Annotated in this window: 16 protein-coding genes; 9 read left to right on the forward strand and 7 right to left on the reverse strand. The window is 46.4% G+C overall.

The window, feature by feature from the left end:
• Window positions 1-90: 90 nt before the first annotated feature.
• Window positions 91-672: a DUF4124 domain-containing protein gene (locus tag VEJY3_RS00590; RefSeq protein WP_014230520.1), complete on the reverse strand. Its 582-nt coding sequence runs from the start codon at window positions 670-672 to the stop codon at window positions 91-93.
• Window positions 673-879: 207 nt separating this feature from the next.
• Window positions 880-2,289, reverse strand: a complete 1,410-nt coding sequence (glnA, locus tag VEJY3_RS00595; protein ID WP_014230521.1) for a glutamate--ammonia ligase — start codon at window positions 2,287-2,289, stop codon at window positions 880-882.
• Between the two features lie 537 nt (window positions 2,290-2,826).
• Here glnA and typA point away from each other — a divergent pair.
• Both typA and VEJY3_RS00605 read left to right on the forward strand, forming a co-directional pair.
• Window positions 2,827-4,656: a translational GTPase TypA gene (typA, locus tag VEJY3_RS00600; protein WP_014230522.1), complete on the forward strand. Its 1,830-nt coding sequence runs from the start codon at window positions 2,827-2,829 to the stop codon at window positions 4,654-4,656.
• A 79-nt stretch (window positions 4,657-4,735) separates the two neighbouring features.
• Window positions 4,736-5,293, forward strand: a complete 558-nt coding sequence (locus VEJY3_RS00605; protein WP_014230523.1) for an AAA family ATPase — start codon at window positions 4,736-4,738, stop codon at window positions 5,291-5,293.
• 22 nt (window positions 5,294-5,315) lie between these two features.
• Here the strand turns inward: VEJY3_RS00605 and VEJY3_RS00610 are convergent, their stop codons facing one another.
• Complete coding sequence (locus VEJY3_RS00610; RefSeq protein WP_014230524.1) at window positions 5,316-5,957, reverse strand: DUF2959 domain-containing protein; 642 nt, start codon at window positions 5,955-5,957, stop codon at window positions 5,316-5,318.
• 35 nt (window positions 5,958-5,992) lie between these two features.
• Here VEJY3_RS00610 and VEJY3_RS00615 point away from each other — a divergent pair, with 35 nt between their 5' ends.
• From VEJY3_RS00615 to VEJY3_RS00625, 3 genes are all read left to right on the forward strand, one after another.
• Window positions 5,993-6,937, forward strand: a complete 945-nt coding sequence (locus VEJY3_RS00615; RefSeq protein WP_014230525.1) for a virulence factor BrkB family protein — start codon at window positions 5,993-5,995, stop codon at window positions 6,935-6,937.
• A complete protein-coding gene (dtd, locus tag VEJY3_RS00620; protein ID WP_014230526.1) occupies window positions 6,909-7,343 on the forward strand; it encodes a D-aminoacyl-tRNA deacylase in 435 nt (144 codons plus the stop codon). Before VEJY3_RS00615 ends, dtd begins: the two co-directional genes overlap by 29 nt.
• Before the next feature lie 106 nt (window positions 7,344-7,449).
• Window positions 7,450-8,367 (forward strand): bifunctional GNAT family N-acetyltransferase/hotdog fold thioesterase, encoded by a 918-nt coding sequence (locus VEJY3_RS00625; protein ID WP_014230527.1) that lies wholly within the window; start codon window positions 7,450-7,452, stop codon window positions 8,365-8,367.
• Here the strand turns inward: VEJY3_RS00625 and VEJY3_RS00630 are convergent.
• The 4 genes from VEJY3_RS00630 to hslR all read right to left on the reverse strand — a co-directional run bounded on the left by VEJY3_RS00630 (window position 8,353) and on the right by hslR (window position 13,815).
• On the reverse strand, window positions 8,353-10,413 hold the full coding sequence (locus VEJY3_RS00630; RefSeq protein ID WP_014230528.1) for an AsmA family protein: 2,061 nt from the start codon (window positions 10,411-10,413) through the stop codon (window positions 8,353-8,355). The genes VEJY3_RS00625 and VEJY3_RS00630 overlap by 15 nt on opposite strands.
• A 143-nt stretch (window positions 10,414-10,556) precedes the next feature.
• The gene (gene pckA / locus VEJY3_RS00635; protein ID WP_014230529.1) at window positions 10,557-12,185 is read right to left on the reverse strand and encodes a phosphoenolpyruvate carboxykinase (ATP); all 1,629 of its coding nucleotides are present in this window, start codon (window positions 12,183-12,185) and stop codon (window positions 10,557-10,559) included.
• Between the two features lie 336 nt (window positions 12,186-12,521).
• Window positions 12,522-13,397: an Hsp33 family molecular chaperone HslO gene (hslO, locus tag VEJY3_RS00640; protein WP_014230530.1), complete on the reverse strand. Its 876-nt coding sequence runs from the start codon at window positions 13,395-13,397 to the stop codon at window positions 12,522-12,524.
• Between the two features lie 31 nt (window positions 13,398-13,428).
• Window positions 13,429-13,815: a ribosome-associated heat shock protein Hsp15 gene (gene hslR, locus VEJY3_RS00645; RefSeq protein WP_014230531.1), complete on the reverse strand. Its 387-nt coding sequence runs from the start codon at window positions 13,813-13,815 to the stop codon at window positions 13,429-13,431.
• 251 nt (window positions 13,816-14,066) lie between these two features.
• On the opposite strand from hslR, the gene gspC reads away from it, so the two are divergent.
• From gspC to gspF, 4 genes are read left to right on the forward strand one after another with little or no spacing between them, the layout of a single operon-like run.
• The gene (gspC, locus tag VEJY3_RS00650) at window positions 14,067-14,984 is read left to right on the forward strand and encodes a type II secretion system protein GspC (protein ID WP_014230532.1); all 918 of its coding nucleotides are present in this window, start codon (window positions 14,067-14,069) and stop codon (window positions 14,982-14,984) included.
• Window positions 14,985-15,020: 36 nt separating this feature from the next.
• Window positions 15,021-17,042, forward strand: a complete 2,022-nt coding sequence (gene gspD, locus VEJY3_RS00655; RefSeq protein ID WP_014230533.1) for a type II secretion system secretin GspD — start codon at window positions 15,021-15,023, stop codon at window positions 17,040-17,042.
• Window positions 17,042-18,544, forward strand: coding sequence for a type II secretion system ATPase GspE (gene gspE, locus VEJY3_RS00660; protein WP_014230534.1), 1,503 nt, complete (start codon window positions 17,042-17,044; stop codon window positions 18,542-18,544). The genes gspD and gspE overlap by 1 nt, the downstream gene beginning before the upstream one ends.
• Window positions 18,544-19,761 (forward strand): type II secretion system inner membrane protein GspF, encoded by a 1,218-nt coding sequence (gene gspF / locus VEJY3_RS00665; RefSeq protein WP_014230535.1) that lies wholly within the window; start codon window positions 18,544-18,546, stop codon window positions 19,759-19,761. Before gspE ends, gspF begins: the two co-directional genes overlap by 1 nt.
• Window position 19,762 lies beyond the last annotated feature (1 nt).

Below are 19,762 nucleotides of genomic sequence, written 5' to 3' on the forward strand. Positions count from 1 at the left end.
AATGGTGCAATAGAACATTGAGTATGGCCAATAAAACTAAGAAGAAAAAGTGAAAAGCTTCATTGTGATGCTAAATTTTCACCAAAAATTCTACTTTGCCCCGTTTACGGTCGGCTTGATACTCGCTCTGTGTAAATGCACCGTTATAGGGCTAGATGATGCAATAAGCTTGCCGCTTCGCTTAGCATGAACTGAAAGAGTGTGAGTCCCTCGGTCAATATCACTTAACTGCCAATTTAGGTGCGTTTGGGGTGCCCCATAAGGGTTACCGTCGAGCAGAAGTTGTAGCTGTTCACCAATGCCGAGCTTACGGTTTGCTTCAAGCTGAATATCAATAAGTCCACGATTGCTGCGTAATGTTGCATCATGTGTCGGGCTGAGCATGGTGAGCTGTAAAGGTTGGGGTTTTTCAGGTTGAGCCTGAGGCGCGTCCTGTGATTCGTCTGGCGTTTTATTCACTTGTGGTGCAAGCGATTCGGTACTTTCGACTTCAGGAGCTGGAGGTGAGGCTTCCAAGTTAGGTAGAGCGATGGCCTTTGCACCCTGACGAGGCGTGTCACTGAAGTGAATTACGCCATCTTTATCAACCCAGGTATAAGCAACTTGTGCAATTACGGGGGTATTCCATGCACTGCTGAAAGCGCACAGGAGTGTAATAAGCTGAACTTTCATGGCTCACCTTCTTTTGACTGATATTTTCACGTTTAGGTTACGGACTCCCTTGCTTCACATAATAAGAGTCTCTGCGTATTGTAATTATTTCCTCATGTTAAACGGCGATTCTTGACTGACGAATACAAAAAAGGCCCGCCTGCGAGGCGAGCCTAATATTTTGCTACTGTGTTTACATGTTACACAGTCTGAACCTGAACCTGAACCTTATACAGAGTAGTAAAGTTCGAATTCAAGTGGGTGAGTCGCCATGTTGATGCGCTCAACGTCTTTTGACTTAAGTGCGATGTAAGAATCGATAAAGTCATCAGAGAATACGCCGCCAGCTGTTAGGAACTCACGATCTTCGTTTAGTGCATTAAGCGCTACTTCTAGAGACTCAGCAACTTTTGGAATCTCAGCCGCTTCTTCTGCTGGAAGATCGTAAAGGTCTTTATCCATCGCTTCGCCTGGGTGGATCTTGTTCTTGATACCGTCAAGACCAGCCATTAGTAGAGAAGCAAACGCTAGGTATGGGTTCGCTGCTGGATCTGGGAAGCGAGCTTCGATACGACGCGCTTTCGGGCTTGGTACCACTGGGATACGGATAGAAGCAGAACGGTTACGTGCAGAGTAAGCAAGCATAACTGGTGCTTCGAAGCCTGGTACAAGACGCTTGTACGAGTTAGTTGATGGGTTAGCAAATGCGTTGATTGCGCGAGCGTGCTTGATGATACCGCCGATGTAGTAAAGTGCAGTTTCAGATAGGCCGCCGTACTTGTCACCAGCGAATAGGTTTACACCGTCTTTCGCTAGAGATTGGTGAACGTGCATACCAGAACCGTTGTCACCAACTAGTGGTTTAGGCATGAATGTCGCTGTTTTGCCAAATGCGTGAGCAACGTTGTGAACAACGTACTTGTAGATTTGGATTTCGTCAGCTTTAGTTGTTAGCGTGTTGAAACGAGTCGCGATTTCGTTCTGACCAGCAGTTGCAACTTCGTGGTGGTGCGCTTCAACAACTAGACCCATTTCTTCCATGATTAGACACATTGCAGAACGGATGTCTTGAGATGAGTCAACTGGAGCTACTGGGAAGTAACCGCCTTTAACGCCAGGACGGTGACCTTTGTTACCGCCTTCGATTTCAGAACCTGTGTTCCACGCTGCTTCTACGTCGTCAATCTTGAAGAAAGAACCTGACATGTCGTTCGAGTATTTAACGTCGTCAAATAGGAAGAACTCTGGCTCTGGACCAACAAGAACTGTGTCTGCGATACCAGTTGCACGCATGTAATCTTCAGCGCGTTTTGCGATAGAGCGTGGGTCACGGTCGTAACCTTGCATAGTTGCAGGCTCTAGGATGTCACAACGAATGTTTAGCGTTGCATCTTCAGTAAATGGGTCAAGAACTGCAGAGGCAGCGTCTGGCATCATTACCATGTCTGACTCGTTGATACCTTTCCAGCCAGCAACTGATGAACCATCGAACATTTTACCTTCTTCGAAGAAGTCTGCGTCGATTTGGTGAGCAGGAATCGAAATGTGCTGCTCTTTACCTTTTGTATCTGTGAAGCGTAGGTCAACAAACTTAACTTCGTTTTCTTGGATCAGCGATAGAACGTTTTCTACTGACATCTTGGATAACCTCCAGTGTTAAATAAGCGGTAAAAGCTCGATTTAGGAACTATTCTTTAAATGTGAAATTCGGCATTGATTAATCAAACTAAACTTTCATTAACCGATGCTGTTTTTTCTAAAGCTAGAACCGTGCCAAAAAAAATATTCCATTAATTTCAATGGATTGTGTTTTCGGATACTAGTTTGGTGCAAATCATTGCACCATAATGATCCTTATCTGCACCTTAGTGGTGCAATTTATTTTTATTGCACCACGATGTGACAGCCACATAGCTTATTCAGCCCATTTTTTAAGCAATAGTCAATTTGTATTGAACGTTGAAGTAAAGAAAGTTCACTTCACGGCACCGCTTAGAAGACGAAAGCGTGCATTAAGCGTATAAATCGCAGAAATGCTCGGGAGTAGATCACATATTTCTAGGCTTTTTGCTAAAATCTGGTACATTATGGCCGTTTTTTTAATCAGCAAATGTCGCCAGAGAGCACCCGTTCTTAGCGTGGTGGCATTTCATCTATCTAAGTGAATCAATATCCATGGCTACTCCACAGATTGATAAATTAAGAAATATCGCGATTATCGCGCACGTTGACCACGGTAAAACAACGCTGGTTGACAAGCTGCTACAACAATCAGGCACGCTTGAGTCTCGCGGTGAAGCTGAAGAGCGAGTCATGGACTCGAACGACATCGAGAAAGAGCGCGGTATTACCATTCTTGCTAAAAACACAGCAATTAACTGGAACGATTACCGTATCAACATCGTAGATACTCCGGGACACGCGGACTTCGGTGGTGAAGTAGAACGTATCATGTCGATGGTAGACTCTGTACTACTTATCGTTGACGCAGTTGACGGTCCAATGCCGCAAACTCGTTTCGTAACGCAAAAAGCGTTTGCTCATGGTCTTAAGCCAATCGTTGTAATCAACAAGATTGACCGTCCTGGTGCGCGTCCTGACTGGGTTATGGACCAAGTGTTCGACCTATTCGACAACCTAGGCGCAACTGATGACCAGCTAGACTTTAAAGTGGTTTACGCATCAGCACTTAACGGTTGGGCTTCTCTAGAAGAAGGCGAAACTGGCGAGAACATGGAACCACTATTCCAAACTATCGTTGATGTTGTTGACGCGCCAAATGTTGACCTAGACGGTCCACTACAGATGCAAGTTTCTCAGCTTGACTACAGCTCTTACGTTGGCGTTATCGGTGTTGCTCGTGTAACTCGTGGTAGCGTTAAGCCAAACCAACAAGTAACAGTTATCGGTGCAGACGGTAAAACTCGTAACGGCAAAGTTGGCACAGTAATGGGCTACCTTGGCCTAGAGCGTCACGACATTGATCAAGCTAACGCGGGTGATATCATTGCAATCACTGGTCTTGGCGAGCTAAAAATCTCTGACACTATCTGTGCTCAAAACGCGGTAGAAGCGCTACCTGCACTTTCTGTTGATGAACCAACAGTAACGATGACGTTCCAGGTAAACACGTCTCCATTCGCGGGTAAAGAAGGTAAGTTCGTAACTTCACGTAACATCCTTGAGCGTCTAGAGAAGGAACTGGTACACAACGTTGCACTACGCGTAGAGCAAACTGACGATCCAGATAAATTCCGCGTATCAGGCCGTGGTGAACTTCACCTGTCTATCCTGATCGAAAACATGCGTCGTGAAGGCTTTGAGCTAGCGGTATCTCGTCCAGAAGTAATCATCAAAGAAGAAGATGGTCAGTTGATGGAACCGTTCGAAACGGTAACTATCGACGTAATGGAAGAGCACCAAGGCGGCATCATGGAGAACATCGGCCTACGTAAAGGTGAGCTGAAAGACATGTCTCCAGATGGTAAAGGCCGTGTACGTATGGACTTCGTTATGCCATCTCGTGGTCTGATCGGTTTCCAAACTGAGTTCATGACGCTGACTTCAGGTTCTGGTCTTCTTTACCATACATTTGATCACTACGGCCCTCACAAAGGCGGTAACATTGGTCAACGTGTGAATGGTGTACTAATCGCGAACGCGATGGGTAAAGCGCTAACAAACGCACTGTTTAACCTTCAAGAGCGTGGTCGCCTATTCATCGGTCACGGTGTAGAAGTTTACGAAGGCATGGTTATCGGTATTCACAGCCGCGACAATGACCTTACAGTAAACGCACTGAAAGGTAAGCAGCTAACTAACGTTCGTGCTTCTGGTACTGATGACGCACAGGTTCTTACTCCGCCAATCAAGATGACTCTTGAGCAAGCACTAGAATTCATCGATGATGACGAACTAGTAGAAGTAACGCCTGAAAGCATCCGTATCCGTAAGAAGTTCCTAACGGAAAGCGATCGTAAGCGTGCTTCACGTTCAGCGAAATAATCTGCTGTAACGTTTAAGTTAATAAGAAGCCCCGAGTTATGCTCGGGGCTTTTTGTATTCAGGGAAAGGAAAAACTTTGATGAAACCGATTGTGATTACGGGTGGTCCAGGCGCTGGCAAAACGACGTTATTGAACGCTTTGGGTGAGCAGGGCTTTGCAACTTTCGCTGAAAGCTCTCGCACCATAATAGAGCAACAAAGCCAGTTGGAAGGCGGTATCTTACCTTGGAACAACTTACCTGAGTTTGCCAGATTGTGCCTTGAGCTCATGAGTGAGCAGAAGCAGCAGGCGCAGAGTCACGAAGTGGCGTTTGTTGATCGCGCGATTCCAGACATCATTGCTTACCTGCGAGTTGGCGATTGTGATGTAGACTTAAACTTTGTGACAGAAAGTGCTGGGTACCATAGTCAGGTACTGACTTGTCGACCTGAAGCCTCTATTTATGTGCAAGATGAAGTGCGTCCCCACAGTTTTGAAGAGGCACTGGCTATCCATCAAATCCTAGTTGCTACCTACGCTGAGCTTGGTTATCAGGTGATTGAAGTGCCATGGGGAACGGTAGATGAGAGGGTAAGGTTTGTTCAAAGTGTGGCCGGTTTAGTCAGCCAGGAAGAAAGCGAACACCTCTCCACGTAGAGAGGTGTTAAATTCGGGTAGGTTATTTTTGGTTTAGCTTTTGCAGGAACTTGTCTGATTCTGCTATCGCTGCATTCATCTGTTTGATGGCATATTGAATGTCTTGCTCTAGATTCGAGAATTCACCTCGTAGAGAGCCAATTGCGCTCGCATTTAAGTTATGTTTTAAATACAAGGTGTTGTCGCGTAATGTATTAAGAACTGGCGTCATCTTTTGTTCAGCTCGCTTCATCGCGCTGAGCATGGTTTTGTAAGACGCCTTGGTATCACGCAATTTCTGTTCACTTGAACGACGCAGTTTTGCACTGGTGTACAGGTTGAGTTCGTCCTGCCATTCATCAAAGAGTGCATCTGATACATCTTCGATAGCAGCGATACGATCGCGGACATCTTGCGCCGCTTTCTCACTGTCTTCATATTTGTCGTTTATGTTGTTGTAAACGTCTTCCAGCTCACCACCATCAAAGTTGGTCAGAGCGGATAGAGCCTCAAGCGCACTGGTGAATTCTTCTTGAGCGTCTTGTTGAGATTCTTTGGCGTCTTCAACACGATCGACCATGATGTCGCGTTTATGGTATCCCACTTGTTCCATTGCTGAATAATATGCAGACTGACACCCTGTTAAAGTAAAAATTGATAGTACAATTGCTAATAAATAAGGCATTTTTTATGTCCCAGATGCTAATTATGAGATGAACTATGAACCAGTTATCAGAGAGTTACAAGGCGAGATTGAGCAATCTATTGCCAAGTTGCGTCGCTTTCTTTAAGTATCTTCTTAAGCGTTTGACGCACGATCGCATGAATGTGAACGCTGGCTACCTTGCCTATATCACCCTGTTGTCCATCGTGCCGATGCTAACGGTATTGTTGTCAATCTTATCGAAATTTCCGGTGTTTGCGAATGTTGGAGAGGTGTTGCAAGGGTATCTCATCGAGAATTTTGTGCCCGCGTCTGGAGAGGCGGTAAATACGGCTCTGCAAGAGTTTGTGTCCAATACCGGAAAAATGAGTGCGGTTGGCGGTGGATTTTTATTTGTCGCGGCACTGATGCTGATCTCTAATATTGATAAGAACCTAAACTACATATGGCGAGTAAAGGATAAACGTCGCTTTGTGTTTTCCTTCTCAATGTACTGGATGGTATTAACGCTCGGGCCAATTATGGTCGGCGCCAGTATTGCCGCCACGTCTTATGTGACATCACTTCAGATCCTGGAGCACGAAACCTTATCGGGTGCGTTTAACCTGTTTTTGCGTTGGTTGCCTTTGTTATTGTCTTTCTTTGCTTTTTTAGGCCTGTACATCTTAGTGCCAAATAAAAAAGTATACCTGAGCCATGGGGCTGTGGGGGCCGCTCTGGCTGCGGTATTATTTGAATTGAGTAAAAAAGGCTTCGCTTTGTATATTACTCAGTTCCCGTCGTACCAGCTTATCTATGGCGCTCTGGCCGCGATTCCTATCTTGTTTGTTTGGGTGTACTTGTGCTGGATGATTGTGCTGTTAGGAGCGGAAGTGACGGCGGCGATGGGTGAACGAGAGCACTGGAGTGAAGACCTAGACATGATACACTCGGTCGCAGAATCTCAGTTAGCAAATAAAGGAAACGAGCGTAGTGATAGCTCTAATTCAAAGGGTCAGTGAAGCAGCCGTCCGTGTTGACGGTGAAGTAGTTGGTGAAATCGATCAGGGTCTTCTTGTTCTGCTTGGCGTAGAGAAGGACGACGATGAAGCTAAAGCCAAGCGTTTGATGGAGCGTGTGACCACTTACCGTGTGTTTGAAGATGAGGACGGTAAAATGAACCTCAACGTCAAGCAGGTGGAAGGCAAGGTGTTAGTCGTTTCTCAGTTCACTCTGCCAGCCGATACTAAAAAAGGGACTCGCGCCGGCTTTTCGCGCGGTGCTCACCCTGCCGATGCAGAACGTCTGTATGATTACTTTTCTGACTTATGCGAACAGGTGCTACCTACCCAGCGTGGCCGTTTCGCTGCTGATATGAAAGTGTCATTAATTAATGACGGCCCAGTGACTTTCTGGCTACAGGTCTAATCTGGTAACGCAATCTTCATAGGCTAAGCTTTAACTCCAAGTGCAGGGAAATAGCTTAGCCTTGTTTCTTTGACATTTATTTGTTTTGTACTTTCAAAGGATTGATATGTTCAAACTCATTACTCCAAAAACCGAAAACCAGCTTAACAAGTATTATCAGTTCCGCTGGCAGATGTTACGTGAGCCGTGGCGAATGCCGATCGGGTCGGAACGTGATGAATACGATGGTATGAGTCACCACCGAATGATTGTGGATGGTCGTGGCCGTCCGATGGCGATTGGACGTCTTTATATTACGCCAGACAATGACGGTCAGATTCGTTACATGGCGGTAAAAAGTAATCGTCGTGGCAAAGGCATGGGTTCATTAGTGTTGGTGGCACTTGAGTCACTTGCGCGCCAGGAAGGTGCGAAACGTTTGGTATGTAATGCCCGTGAAGATGCGATTGCGTTCTATGAGAAAAGTGGTTTTGAGCGCCGTGGTGAGCTGACTGATGAACGTGGCCCGGTCCGTCACCAACAAATGGTTAAGCCCTTAGACCCGATGGCTAATGTTCTTCGCCGCCCTGAGTGGTGTACGGAGCTTCAGAAGCGATGGGAAGAGCAAATCCCGATCAGTGACAAAATGGGGATTAAGATTAATCAATACACGGGCTATCAATTTGAATGTTGCGCCCAGCTAAACCCTAACCTGAACCCTCACAATACGATGTTTGCTGGCTCTGCTTTTACCTTGGCGACATTGACTGGGTGGGGAATGACCTGGTTACTACTTAAAGAGCGTGGCTTGCACGGTGATATTGTTCTCGCGGACAGTTCCATTCGTTATCGCCAACCCGTTGAGCAAAACCCTGTCGCCAGTACATCACTTGATGGCATCAGTGGTGACTTAGATCGACTGAAGTCGGGCCGTAAAGCGCGCATCGTGATTCATGTGGTGATTTATAGTGGTGACACGCCAGCAGTCGATTTTGTCGGGACTTACATGCTAATCCCTAATTATTCGCAATTACTTAGCTGTTAGCGCTTCGTCGGCAGCAGCATTTATTGTTGGTTCATCTTCTTCCACTATCTCTTCAACCAACTCTTCTTCCTGCAGCTCTATATTGATTTCCGCGATAGGAGCTGTGGGTTGCGCTTTTTCTGCCGTTAACTCTGGTTGCTGAGTCTCTTTTGTTGATTCCAGTCCTTCGCTCTCTGCGGGCTTGATACAGTCATTTTTCGTCGGCTCATGGCTGAAAATATCGCCGCTAATGACGCCACACTGCTCTTCTAGCTGATACTCAAGCCCACTTAGTGGGTTGTTAGCCAGATCAAACGCACCAGTGATTTTGCCTTTAATGTCGCTTCCCGAAATGGTGATGGGTTGGATTGAAACCTCACCACGTCGCGCTTGCAGACGGACAGGAGAGAATGTGATCGACTTCAGTGACTGATCGGCTTGAGAAAGCAACATCGTGTCACGGAAGTTGGCTTCGATATCGCCGGTTAAGCTGTACGCCAGCATATTGCGATCGCCAGCCAGGCCTTGGAGATCAAGATTCAGATCGGACAAGCCTTCTACGGTTAATACTTTAGGTAAGTATGAGTGAAAGAGGCGCAGAGGAATGCCATCTGCATTGATGTTCAGCGTCCATGGTTGGCTGGTGGTGCTGACATCAATCTGCCCGTAACCTTCGATATAGCCTTGCTCTAATGGCGCAAATAGACGAGTCAATTGCCAAAGACCATTGTCACTTTGAGTTGAAAGTGCGGCGTGAGAGGCAATCACCTGATCATAGCTGGCGTTGACGACGCTAACATCCAGATTACCATTCCACACTGCCCAGTGATTTCCTAGGCGTTTGAGGGCAAGTTGACGACCCTCCAAATTCAGGCCTGAAACCTGCCAATAGGGCTGTTGTGATATTTGTATGATTTGGCTGTGCTCAATGTCGAGCTGATTTATCGTCACTTCGTTTAGTGCTTTTGTCGCCGCTTGCCACCAGTCTGAACTTTCGTCAGGCTTCATTGCCCATTTCAAGCCATAAATTGAGGCATTGTCTATTTGCCACTGGGTTGGTTGGAACTGTCCTGAAATTTGAACACGGCCTTGTTGCCAGTCCAGGTAGAGTTCTTTCAGTTCAATCTGATTAGGCGTCATTACCGCGCTTAAACGTGGCTCTATTGCAGTTTGTTCCTGAAAGCTAACGCTGTCTGCTTGCAAAGAGATCTGAGCTTGTGTCTGCCAAAGTGATAGCGGAAGTGAAGCATCTTCGAGCGAAAGTTCTAGGTTTTGCCAATGCCAGTCTCCCCATTCAATGTCAGCGTTTAACAGGTCGAGACTATTAATGTGGTTAATTTTGAAAGGTATGGCATTCCATGGCTTAGCGAGCAGCGATTGCAGCTGGGCATTGTTCATTTTCAGCTTGTCGACGGTGACATTGACCAAAGACCAGCCTTGAGGGTATTGCTCGCCCTGACCCGAGATCAGACTGTCTCTCCACTTAAACGACGTACCATAGAGAGTGCTGTTTTCTGGTCGATAATCCATATCAAGCAACACATTATCGAAAGCTTCGCCATTCCAGTAGATTTGCGCAGCAGACAACTGAATCTCGCCATAAGGCAGCACGTACGAGTTGTTCTGCCAGATTGGTGATTGGATTTGAACATTCAGCCCATTGATCACTAACTGTTTGTTCGCGTAATCGAGATTTTTAATCGCAACTTGGTGGAACTGGACAGATTCTAGATTGGCGAAATCCGGCAGTCCTTGTTTTAAGCTCACACCGTTGATAAGTAAGCTATCGACAATCCACTTACCATCGCGGCGCACATCTGGGTTTAGCCATACATCGACTTGCTCAATGCTGGATATATCTTCGCTATTCGTTCGAATGCCTTGCGCGGTGAGGTGATAAGGAAAGTCGTAGTACACCTTTTCTGCCTGAATAGGCAAGTTCAGGTGCTCTGAAATAAAAGCCCAGGTTTGGTTAGCATAGGAAGTGGTAAGCAGCGCAATAACGGTTGCAGGGATAGCAATCAGTAATACAAGTAACAGAATTAGAATTCGAAGCGCTGTTTTCATCCTTGCCAGAACCTACGTAAAGTATGGAAGTCTGCTTTAGCTTGTATCAATCTTGGGTGGGATTCAATAAAAAGCCCCTCAAAAGAGGGGCTTGTAGAATATTTTGGTAACCAAGTCACTCTCGACCGGGTTTTCGCACAACATTAGTCAAGCTGTGGACCAGCAGCAACCAGAGATTTACCTTCTGCGTTGTCTGTGTATTTATCAAAGTTATTGATAAAGCGTTCTGCTAGATCTTTCGCTTTGCTTTCCCATTGCAGTGGATCAACGTAAGTATCACGTGGATCAAGAATGCTTGGATCAACACCTGGTAGTGAAGTAGGAACTTCAAGGTTGAAGATTGGGATATGCTTAGTTGGTGCATCTTCAATTGAGCCATCTAGGATCGCATCAATGATGCCGCGTGTATCCTGAATTGAGATACGTTTACCGCTACCATTCCAGCCAGTGTTAACCAGGTAAGCTTCTGCACCTGCTGCTTCCATACGTTTAACCAGTACTTCTGCGTACTTAGTTGGGTGAAGCGTTAGGAACGCAGCGCCAAAACACGCAGAGAAAGTTGGCGTCGGCTCAGTGATACCGCGCTCTGTGCCGGCTAGTTTTGCAGTAAAGCCAGACAGGAAGTGGTACTTGGTTTGCTCTGGTGTCAGCTTCGATACTGGAGGAAGCACACCAAACGCGTCAGCAGACAGGAAGATCACTTTATTTGCATGACCGCCTTTCGATACTGGCTTAACGATGTTTTCAATGTGGTAAAGCGGGTAAGAAACACGAGTGTTCTCAGTCTTAGAACCATCATCAAAGTCGATAGAACCATCGTTACGTACCGTTACGTTTTCTAGCAGTGCGTCGCGGCGGATAGCGTTGTAGATATCAGGCTCGGCTTCTTTCGATAGTTTGATGGTCTTCGCGTAACAACCACCTTCGAAGTTAAATACGCCGTCGTCATCCCAACCGTGCTCATCATCACCAATTAGCGCACGTTTAGGGTCTGTTGAAAGTGTTGTTTTACCTGTACCAGATAGGCCGAAGAAGACTGCAACATCGCCATCTTCGCCCATGTTCGCACTACAGTGCATCGATGCGATGTCTTTCAGAGGAAGGAAGTAGTTCATCATTGCGAACATGCCTTTCTTCATCTCACCACCGTACCAAGTACCGCCGATAAGCTGAGTACGTTCAGTCAAGTTGAAGACAGTGAAGTTTTCAGAGTTTAGGCCTTGTTCTTCCCATTTCGGGTTAGTGCATTTCGCGCCGTTCATAACAACGAAGTCTGGTTCAAATGTTGCCAGTTCTTCTTCTGTTGGGCGGATGAACATGTTTTTCACGAAGTGCGCTTGCCATGCAACTTCGGTGATAACACGAATGCTCAAGCGTGTATCAGGGTTTGCACCACAGTAACCGTCAATCACAAACAGACGTTTGCCAGAAAGTTGGTTTGTCACTAATTCTTTTAGCTCATTCCAAACTTCTTGGTTGATTGGCTTGTTGTCATTTTTGACAGCGTCAGAAGTCCACCACATGTTTTCTTCTGTCGTCGCATCTTTAACGATGTATTTATCTTTTGGTGAGCGACCAGTAAAGATGCCTGTGTCAACAGCAACCGCACCCAATTCAGTAACCACACCGCGTTCATAACCGGTCAGTTCTTCACGCGTTTCTTCTTCAAACAGCACTTCGTAGCTTGGGTTGCGCAGAACCTCTTTTACGTTGTGCAGTCCATGTCTGGTTAGATCAAGTGTTGCAGCCTTTGTATGTTCCATAACGGTCATAGGTGCTCCTTATAAGGATTTTGTAGGGATTTTGTAAGAATGTTTTAATTTTTATCTGCTCACCATGCTAGCAACGGGACTGGGAGAAAACAGGGATGTAGTTCAAAATTTATCCATGATTTTGCTAGGGTTTTAGGTGACCCGTCACATATTGGTTGGAATAGTTTATCGTGGGCGCAATCCTTTACGCTAGGGCAAAACGATTATTAATTACTTAAAATTAAGCGGTTATTTTATTACGGTAAAAGCTAGGGTTTACGGGGCTTAGGTCACAAAAAGGCCAGCATTGAGCTGGCCTTTTGAAGGGGGAATTACGTGCTTGGTAAGCTATGAAAATTAATGCAGCGTTTTTTTGTCCGTTGAAGCTTGTTCGTAGAGCGCAGTAACCTCAGCTTCATCGAAGCTATATGTTGTGCCACAGTAATCACAATGTAACGAAACTGATCCAACCTCGGCTAAAATGTCATAAATTTCCGCCTTCTCAACAGTGACGATCGCTGCACCACTGCGTTCACGAGAACAGCCGCACTGGAATGAAACTGGTTGAGGTTCGTAAAGACGTACTTTGTCCTGGTTGTAAAGACGGTAAAGTAGTTCATTGGCTTCTAAACCGAACAGCTCTTCCTCTTTTACTGTGTCAGTCAGTTGCTCCAGATGTTCAAAGTCATCAGGAGAACCAGTACCATCCGGCATTACCTGAATCAGCATACCTGCAGCATGCGGTTGACCTTCGAATTCACCAGTACGGATCCAAAGACGCGTTTTTAGCTGCTCAGAGTTAGCGAAGTAGCCTTCCAGAACTTCTGCAAGATTGTCACCTTCTAAGCCAACAACGCCTTGGTAGCGCTCGCCTACTTTAGGTTCGATGGTGATCACCATATGACCTTTACCCATCATATCGTGAAGGCTCGCGTCATCGGCAATATCGCCTTCCCAGCGCGCAACACCACGAATTCTTTGTTTGTGGTCACCATTGATCACAGCAAGAGAAACCGGGCCGTCGCCTTGAATCTGAATGGTGATTGAGCCTTCGAATTTAAGCGTTGCGGTTAAAAGTGTGGTTGATACGAGTAGCTCGCCTAACAGTTTTTGTACTGCCGCCGGATATTCCTTGCTGGAGATAATACGCTGGTACGCTTCGTCCAATTGTACCAACTCGCCACGAACTGAAAGGTCTTCAAATAGGTAGCGGTTTAAAACATTATTTGCCATGGAGTGATTTCCTCGTTGGTATTCCGGCTTTTTACTGGTGTTTGAACTTAATGATGTCTCGGCGCTGCTTCTTATCTGGGCGGCGTTCCGGACTTGGGTTGTGGGCATTAAGTTTACGTTGTGTCGCGTGTTCCTCACGTTTCGCTATACTTTCATTAGTTTCGCGATACAGAGTCTGTGCGATTGGTGCGCCCTTACGCTGATCGGAGATTATCTCAATGATCACCGTTTTCTCTTCATTGCCTTGACGAAGTTTAATTTCGGCGCCCACTTCAACGATTTTACTCGGTTTGCTTCGTTGGCCATTATAGTGGACTTTACCGCCATCGACCATGTTACGAGCGATGGAACGGGTTTTATAAAATCTGGCGGCCCAAAGCCATTTATCTAGCCTAACGGCTTCATTAACGGAACTCATAGAACACTACGCTATCTAACCACTGCCATTAACTGCAGTGAGTGATGGATTATTCACCTACAGATGGAGCCAAGGTCTAATTTTTTCAAGGGAGTTGGCAAAAACTGAAGAAGAAAAAGGTATGCCATATCTGTTGTGATATAGTTCACTGCTATTTGTTTATTAGTAATTTTACTGTCATTTTAGAAAGATAGAGTCGATGTTTTTTTAATAGCCAGTTCGACCTACATCGAAAGAAAGGAATCAATTTAGTGAAGCGAATAGAGCTGAGTGCTGGATTATCTGGTAGCCCGCTACTGGCTCAGATGAAATCCAATAACTACGCGATTCAAACCAAGCTTAGTTTGCTGTTTACTTGTTTATTTATCGCGCTAGCCGGGTGGCTGCTCGGAAAGATAGTGTGGTTAGCGATCCCACAAACGGCTGATATCAGCCCATGGCGGCCTTCAGCAGGTAACGTTATTGCTGGCAATAACAAAGACGCGATTGATTTCAATGCCCTTCAAAATGCTCACTTATTCGGTCAATACTCTGAACAAAAACCTGTCATCATCGAACAACCAGTTGTCAAAGATGCACCTAAAACTCGTCTAAACTTAACTCTCGTGGGGGCAGTGGCCAGTAATCAGGTGCAAACCAGCTTAGCGGTGATTGCTAATAAAGGTAAACAGTCAACGTATGGTATCGGTGAAGAAATCGAAGGCACACGTGCGACACTGAAAGCCGTATTGGTGGATCGTGTGATCATCGAAAACCAAGGCCGTGACGAAACCCTGATGATGCAGGGGATTGAATACAACAAGTTATCTGAATCGCCTCAATTAAGACGTGCGCAGGCAGCACAACCAGAATCCGTAGCGGGTGACAAATTGGAGCAAATCCGAGAGGAAATTGCTCAAGATCCGAAAAGTGTTTTCAAATACATCAGCATTTCACCAGTTAAGAATGGTGATGACATTGTGGGTTACCGAGTTGCTCCGGGTCGGGACGCTGCATTATTTAATGATGTGGGCTTAGAGTCTGGTGATATTGCAGTACAACTTAATGGGATCGACTTGAGTGATCCTTCTTCTTCAGCTGAATTGATGCGAATCATGAACGATCCGCAAGAGCTGAATCTGACTGTTGAGCGTGAAGGCCAGCAGTACGAAATCTATATCCAATTGTAATACTTAGGCTATCAGCGTAAGTGCAGGGAGAAATACGTGAAACATTGGTTAAGCAAAAGTGCTTGGTTATTGGCAGGGAGCCTACTCTGTGCCCCTGGTGCGATAGCAAATGAATTTAGTGCCAGCTTTAAAGGCACTGATATTCAGGAATTCATTAACATCGTTGGTCGAAATTTAGAGAAGACCATCATTGTTGATCCATCGGTACGCGGAAAAATCGACGTCCGTAGTTATGACGTGCTGAATGAAGAGCAATACTACAGCTTTTTCCTCAACGTACTTGAAGTGTACGGCTACGCAGTTGTAGAAATGGACAATGGCGTACTGAAAGTTATTAAAGCGAAAGACTCGAAGACTTCTGCAATCCCCGTTTTAGGTGATAGTAGCGCGCAAGGCGACAGCGTTATCACCCGAGTCGTTGCTGTGCGTAATGTATCGGTACGTGAATTATCTCCATTGTTGCGTCAGCTTATCGACAATGCCGGTGCTGGTAACGTCGTTCACTATGATCCAGCCAACATCATTCTGATTACAGGTCGTGCGGCGGTGGTCAATCGTTTGGCAGAAATCATTAAACGTGTTGACCAGGCAGGTGACAAAGAAATTGAGCTGGTAGAACTGCGCAACGCGTCTGCAGCAGAGATGGTGCGTATTGTGGAAGCTTTAAACAAAAGCACCAACCAGAAAAGCACACCAGAATTCTTAGAGCCTAAAATCGTGGCTGATGATCGCACCAATGCGATCCTTATCTCGGGTGACCCTAAAGTACGTGCTCGTCTTAAACGCTTAATCCGTCAGCTTGATGTCGAGATGGCAACGAAAGGCAATAACCGAGTAGTTTACCTTAAAAATGCCAAAGCGGAAGATTTAGTCGAAGTACTGAAAGGTGTCTCTGACAATCTGCAAGCAGAAAAACAAGCGGGTCAAGGCCAAAGAGCAAGCGCGCAGCGTGGCGAAGTGGTTATCGCTGCTCACCCTGCAACCAATGCACTCGTATTGACTGCGCCGCCAGATATCATGATGGCCTTGCAAGATGTTATCGCCCAGCTTGATATCCGCCGAGCACAGGTATTGATTGAAGCGCTGATTGTTGAAATGTCGGAAGGTGATGGTATTAACCTTGGCGTTCAATGGGGCTCGCTAGAGACTGGCGCAGTTATTCAGTACGGTTCTGGCGCGCAAATCGGCGAAGTCATGGTCGGTCTGGAAGAAGCGAAAAACACTACGCAGACAGAAAGCTACTGGGATAGCGATTCAAGTAGCTGGCAGACCCGTGAGTACACCGAAGAAGGTGATTACTCAACATTGGCATCTGCATTAAGTGGTGTAAACGGCGCGGCTATGAGCATCGTGATGGGTGACTGGACAGCACTGATTAACGCAGTGGCAACGGATTCAAACTCTAACATCCTGTCATCTCCAAGCATTACGGTGATGGATAACGGTGAAGCGTCATTTATTGTTGGTGAAGAAGTGCCGGTTATTACTGGCTCGACTGCTGGCTCAAACAACGACAACCCATTCCAGACTGTTGACCGTAAAGAAGTGGGTATCAAACTGAAAGTGGTGCCACAAATTAACGAAGGTGATTCTGTTCAACTGAATATCGAACAAGAAGTATCGAACGTTTTAGGTGCTAATGGTGCGGTGGACGTTCGCTTTGCCAAGCGTCAGTTAAATACGTCTGTTATGGTTCAAGATGGTCAGATGCTAGTGCTGGGTGGCTTAGTGGATGAGCGGGCACTGGAAAGTGAAGCCAAAGTACCTCTATTGGGTGATATTCCCGTTTTAGGTTACTTGTTCAAATCAACCACTACAGAAACGCAAAAACGCAATCTGATGGTATTTATCAAACCAACGATTATCCGTGATGGAATGACGGCGGATGGCATCACTCAGCGTAAGTACAACTTTATTCGTGCTGAACAGCTTTACAAAGCAGAGCAAGGTTTGAAGCTGATGTCGGATGACAAGATCCCACTGATGCCTGAGTTTGGTAAGGACCGTGAGCATCCTGCTGAGATCCAAGCGTTTCTTGATCAGATGAGTATGAACTAATGGTAGATATGTTAGACACTGCGCCAAGCATGCGTCGTCTGCCATTCAGTTTTGCCAATCGCTTTAAACTGGTGCTGGAGACTGAACATCCTGAGCGCCCACCAATTTTGTTTTACGTCGAGCCGCTTAACCCAGCGGCTCTGGTTGAAGTCCGTCGCGTGATTAAGCAGAGCTTTGTGCCTCAGCCTATCGATCAGGAGACGTTCGATAAGAAGCTGACTGAAGCGTATCAGCGAGACTCCTCTGAAGCGCGTCAGCTGATGGAAGACATCGGTGCAGACAGTGACGACTTCTTCTCTCTTGCAGAAGAGTTGCCGCATGATGAAGACTTATTAGAGTCCGAAGACGATGCACCTATCATCAAGCTAATCAACGCGATGCTCGGCGAGGCTATCAAAGAAGGAGCCTCAGATATTCACATCGAAACGTTCGAGAAAAAACTCTCGATTCGTTTCCGCGTTGACGGTGTACTGCGTGAAGTTCTCACGCCAAGTCGCAAGCTATCACCCCTGTTGGTTTCCCGTGTCAAAGTCATGGCTAAACTGGATATTGCAGAAAAACGTGTTCCTCAGGATGGACGTATTTCCTTGCGTATCGGTGGTCGTGCTGTTGATGTGCGTGTTTCGACCATGCCGTCATCACATGGTGAGCGTGTGGTGATGCGTCTATTGGACAAAAATGCCACGCGTCTTGACCTGCACAGTTTGGGTATGACGACCTCGGTGCATGACAATTTTCGTCATCTCATCCAGCGCCCTCATGGCATTATCTTGGTTACCGGTCCGACGGGCTCTGGTAAATCGACCACTTTGTACGCTGGTTTGCAAGAAATCAACAGCAACGAACGTAACATTCTGACGGTAGAAGACCCGATCGAATTTGATATCGATGGTATTGGTCAGACACAGGTCAATACTAAAGTGGACATGACCTTTGCCCGCGGCTTACGCGCAATTTTGCGTCAGGACCCGGATGTGGTGATGGTCGGTGAGATCCGTGACTTAGAGACCGCACAAATTGCCGTGCAAGCGTCTTTGACTGGTCACTTGGTGATGTCGACGCTTCACACCAACACCGCGGTGGGTGCCATTACTCGTCTGCGTGATATGGGTATTGAACCGTTTCTGATTTCTTCTTCGCTGCTAGGCGTATTGGCTCAGCGCCTTGTACGTACGCTATGCCCGGATTGTAAACAGCCTTATGAAGCAGACAGTGAGCAGAAAAAGCTGTTTGGGATGAGTGAATCTGAATCGTTAGTTCTTCATCGTGCTAAGGGTTGCGAGCTATGTAATCAAAAAGGCTACCGTGGCCGTACTGGTATTCATGAGTTGGTACTGGTCGATGAGGAAGTGCAAGAACTGATTCATAAAGAAGCCGGTGAACTGGAAATCGAGAAATCGGTACGTGCGCATACACCTTGTATCCGCAGTGATGGGCTGAGCAAAGTACGTCGCGGTATTACGTCACTTGAAGAAGTGATGCGAGTGACGAAGGAAGCGTAATGGCGGCATTTGAGTACAAAGCGCTGGATGCCAAAGGGAAACAAAAGAAAGGCACCATCGAAGGCGATAATGGACGTCAGGTCCGCCAACGCCTGAAAGAGCAGGGCATGATCCCAATTGAAGTGATGGAAGCGAAAGCAAAAGCGGCCAAATCTTCAGGCTCAGTCAGTTTTAAGCGTGGTATTAAGACCGCAGAATTAGCGTTGATTACACGCCAGCTTTCCACCCTCGTTCAGTCAGGCATGCCTCTTGAAGAATGTTTGCGCGCCGTTTCTGAGCAAGCAGACAAACCTCGCATTCGAACCATGATGGCTGCAGTTCGCTCTAAAGTGACAGAAGGTTATGCCTTGGCTGATAGCCTGGCAGACTACCCTCATGTGTTTGATGAGCTGTTTCGCTCGATGGTTGCGGCGGGAGAAAAATCGGGACATTTGGATGCGGTATTGGAGCGTTTGGCGGATTACGTAGAAAATCGTCAAAAAATGCGTTCTAAATTGCTGCAAGCTATGATTTACCCTGTGGTTTTGGTCGTCTTTGCGGTTGCTATCGTCTCTTTCTTGCTGGCGACAGTCGTGCCGAAAATCATCGATCCTATTATTCAGATGGGACAAGAACTGCCTCAATCAACCCAAGTTCTTCTGGCAGCCAGTGAGTTTGTTCAGGAGTGGGGGTTGATTATCTTTGTTGTCTTAGTGGTGTTTTTCTACGGTCTAAAGCTGGCATTGCAAAAGCCGGATTTCCGCCTTGCCTGGGATAAAAAAATTCTTAACTTGCCTCTGTTAGGTAAGATTTCTAAAGGTATCAACACAGCGAGATTCGCTCGTACACTTTCGATTTGTACTTCCAGCGCCATCCCTATTCTAGACGGGATGCGTGTCGCGGTGGACGTCATGTCGAACCGCTACGTGAAGCAACAGGTGCTGGTGGCTGCGGACAATGTTCGTGAAGGGTCAAGCTTGCGTCGCGCTCTTGATCAGACTCGCCTGTTCCCGCCAATGATGTTGCACATGATCGCCAGTGGTGAGCAGAGTGGCGAGCTGGAAAGCATGCTCACTCGTGCCGCAGACAACCAAGACCAGAACTTTGAATCAACCGTTAATATCGCATTGGGCATCTTCACCCCTGTATTGATTGCTTTAATGGCTGGCCTTGTACTGTTCATAGTGATGGCGACCTTGATGCCAATGCTAGAAATGAATAACTTAATGAGCGGATAAT

This window comes from Vibrio sp. EJY3, from assembly GCF_000241385.1.
Classification (GTDB): Bacteria; Pseudomonadota; Gammaproteobacteria; order Enterobacterales; family Vibrionaceae; genus Vibrio; species Vibrio natriegens.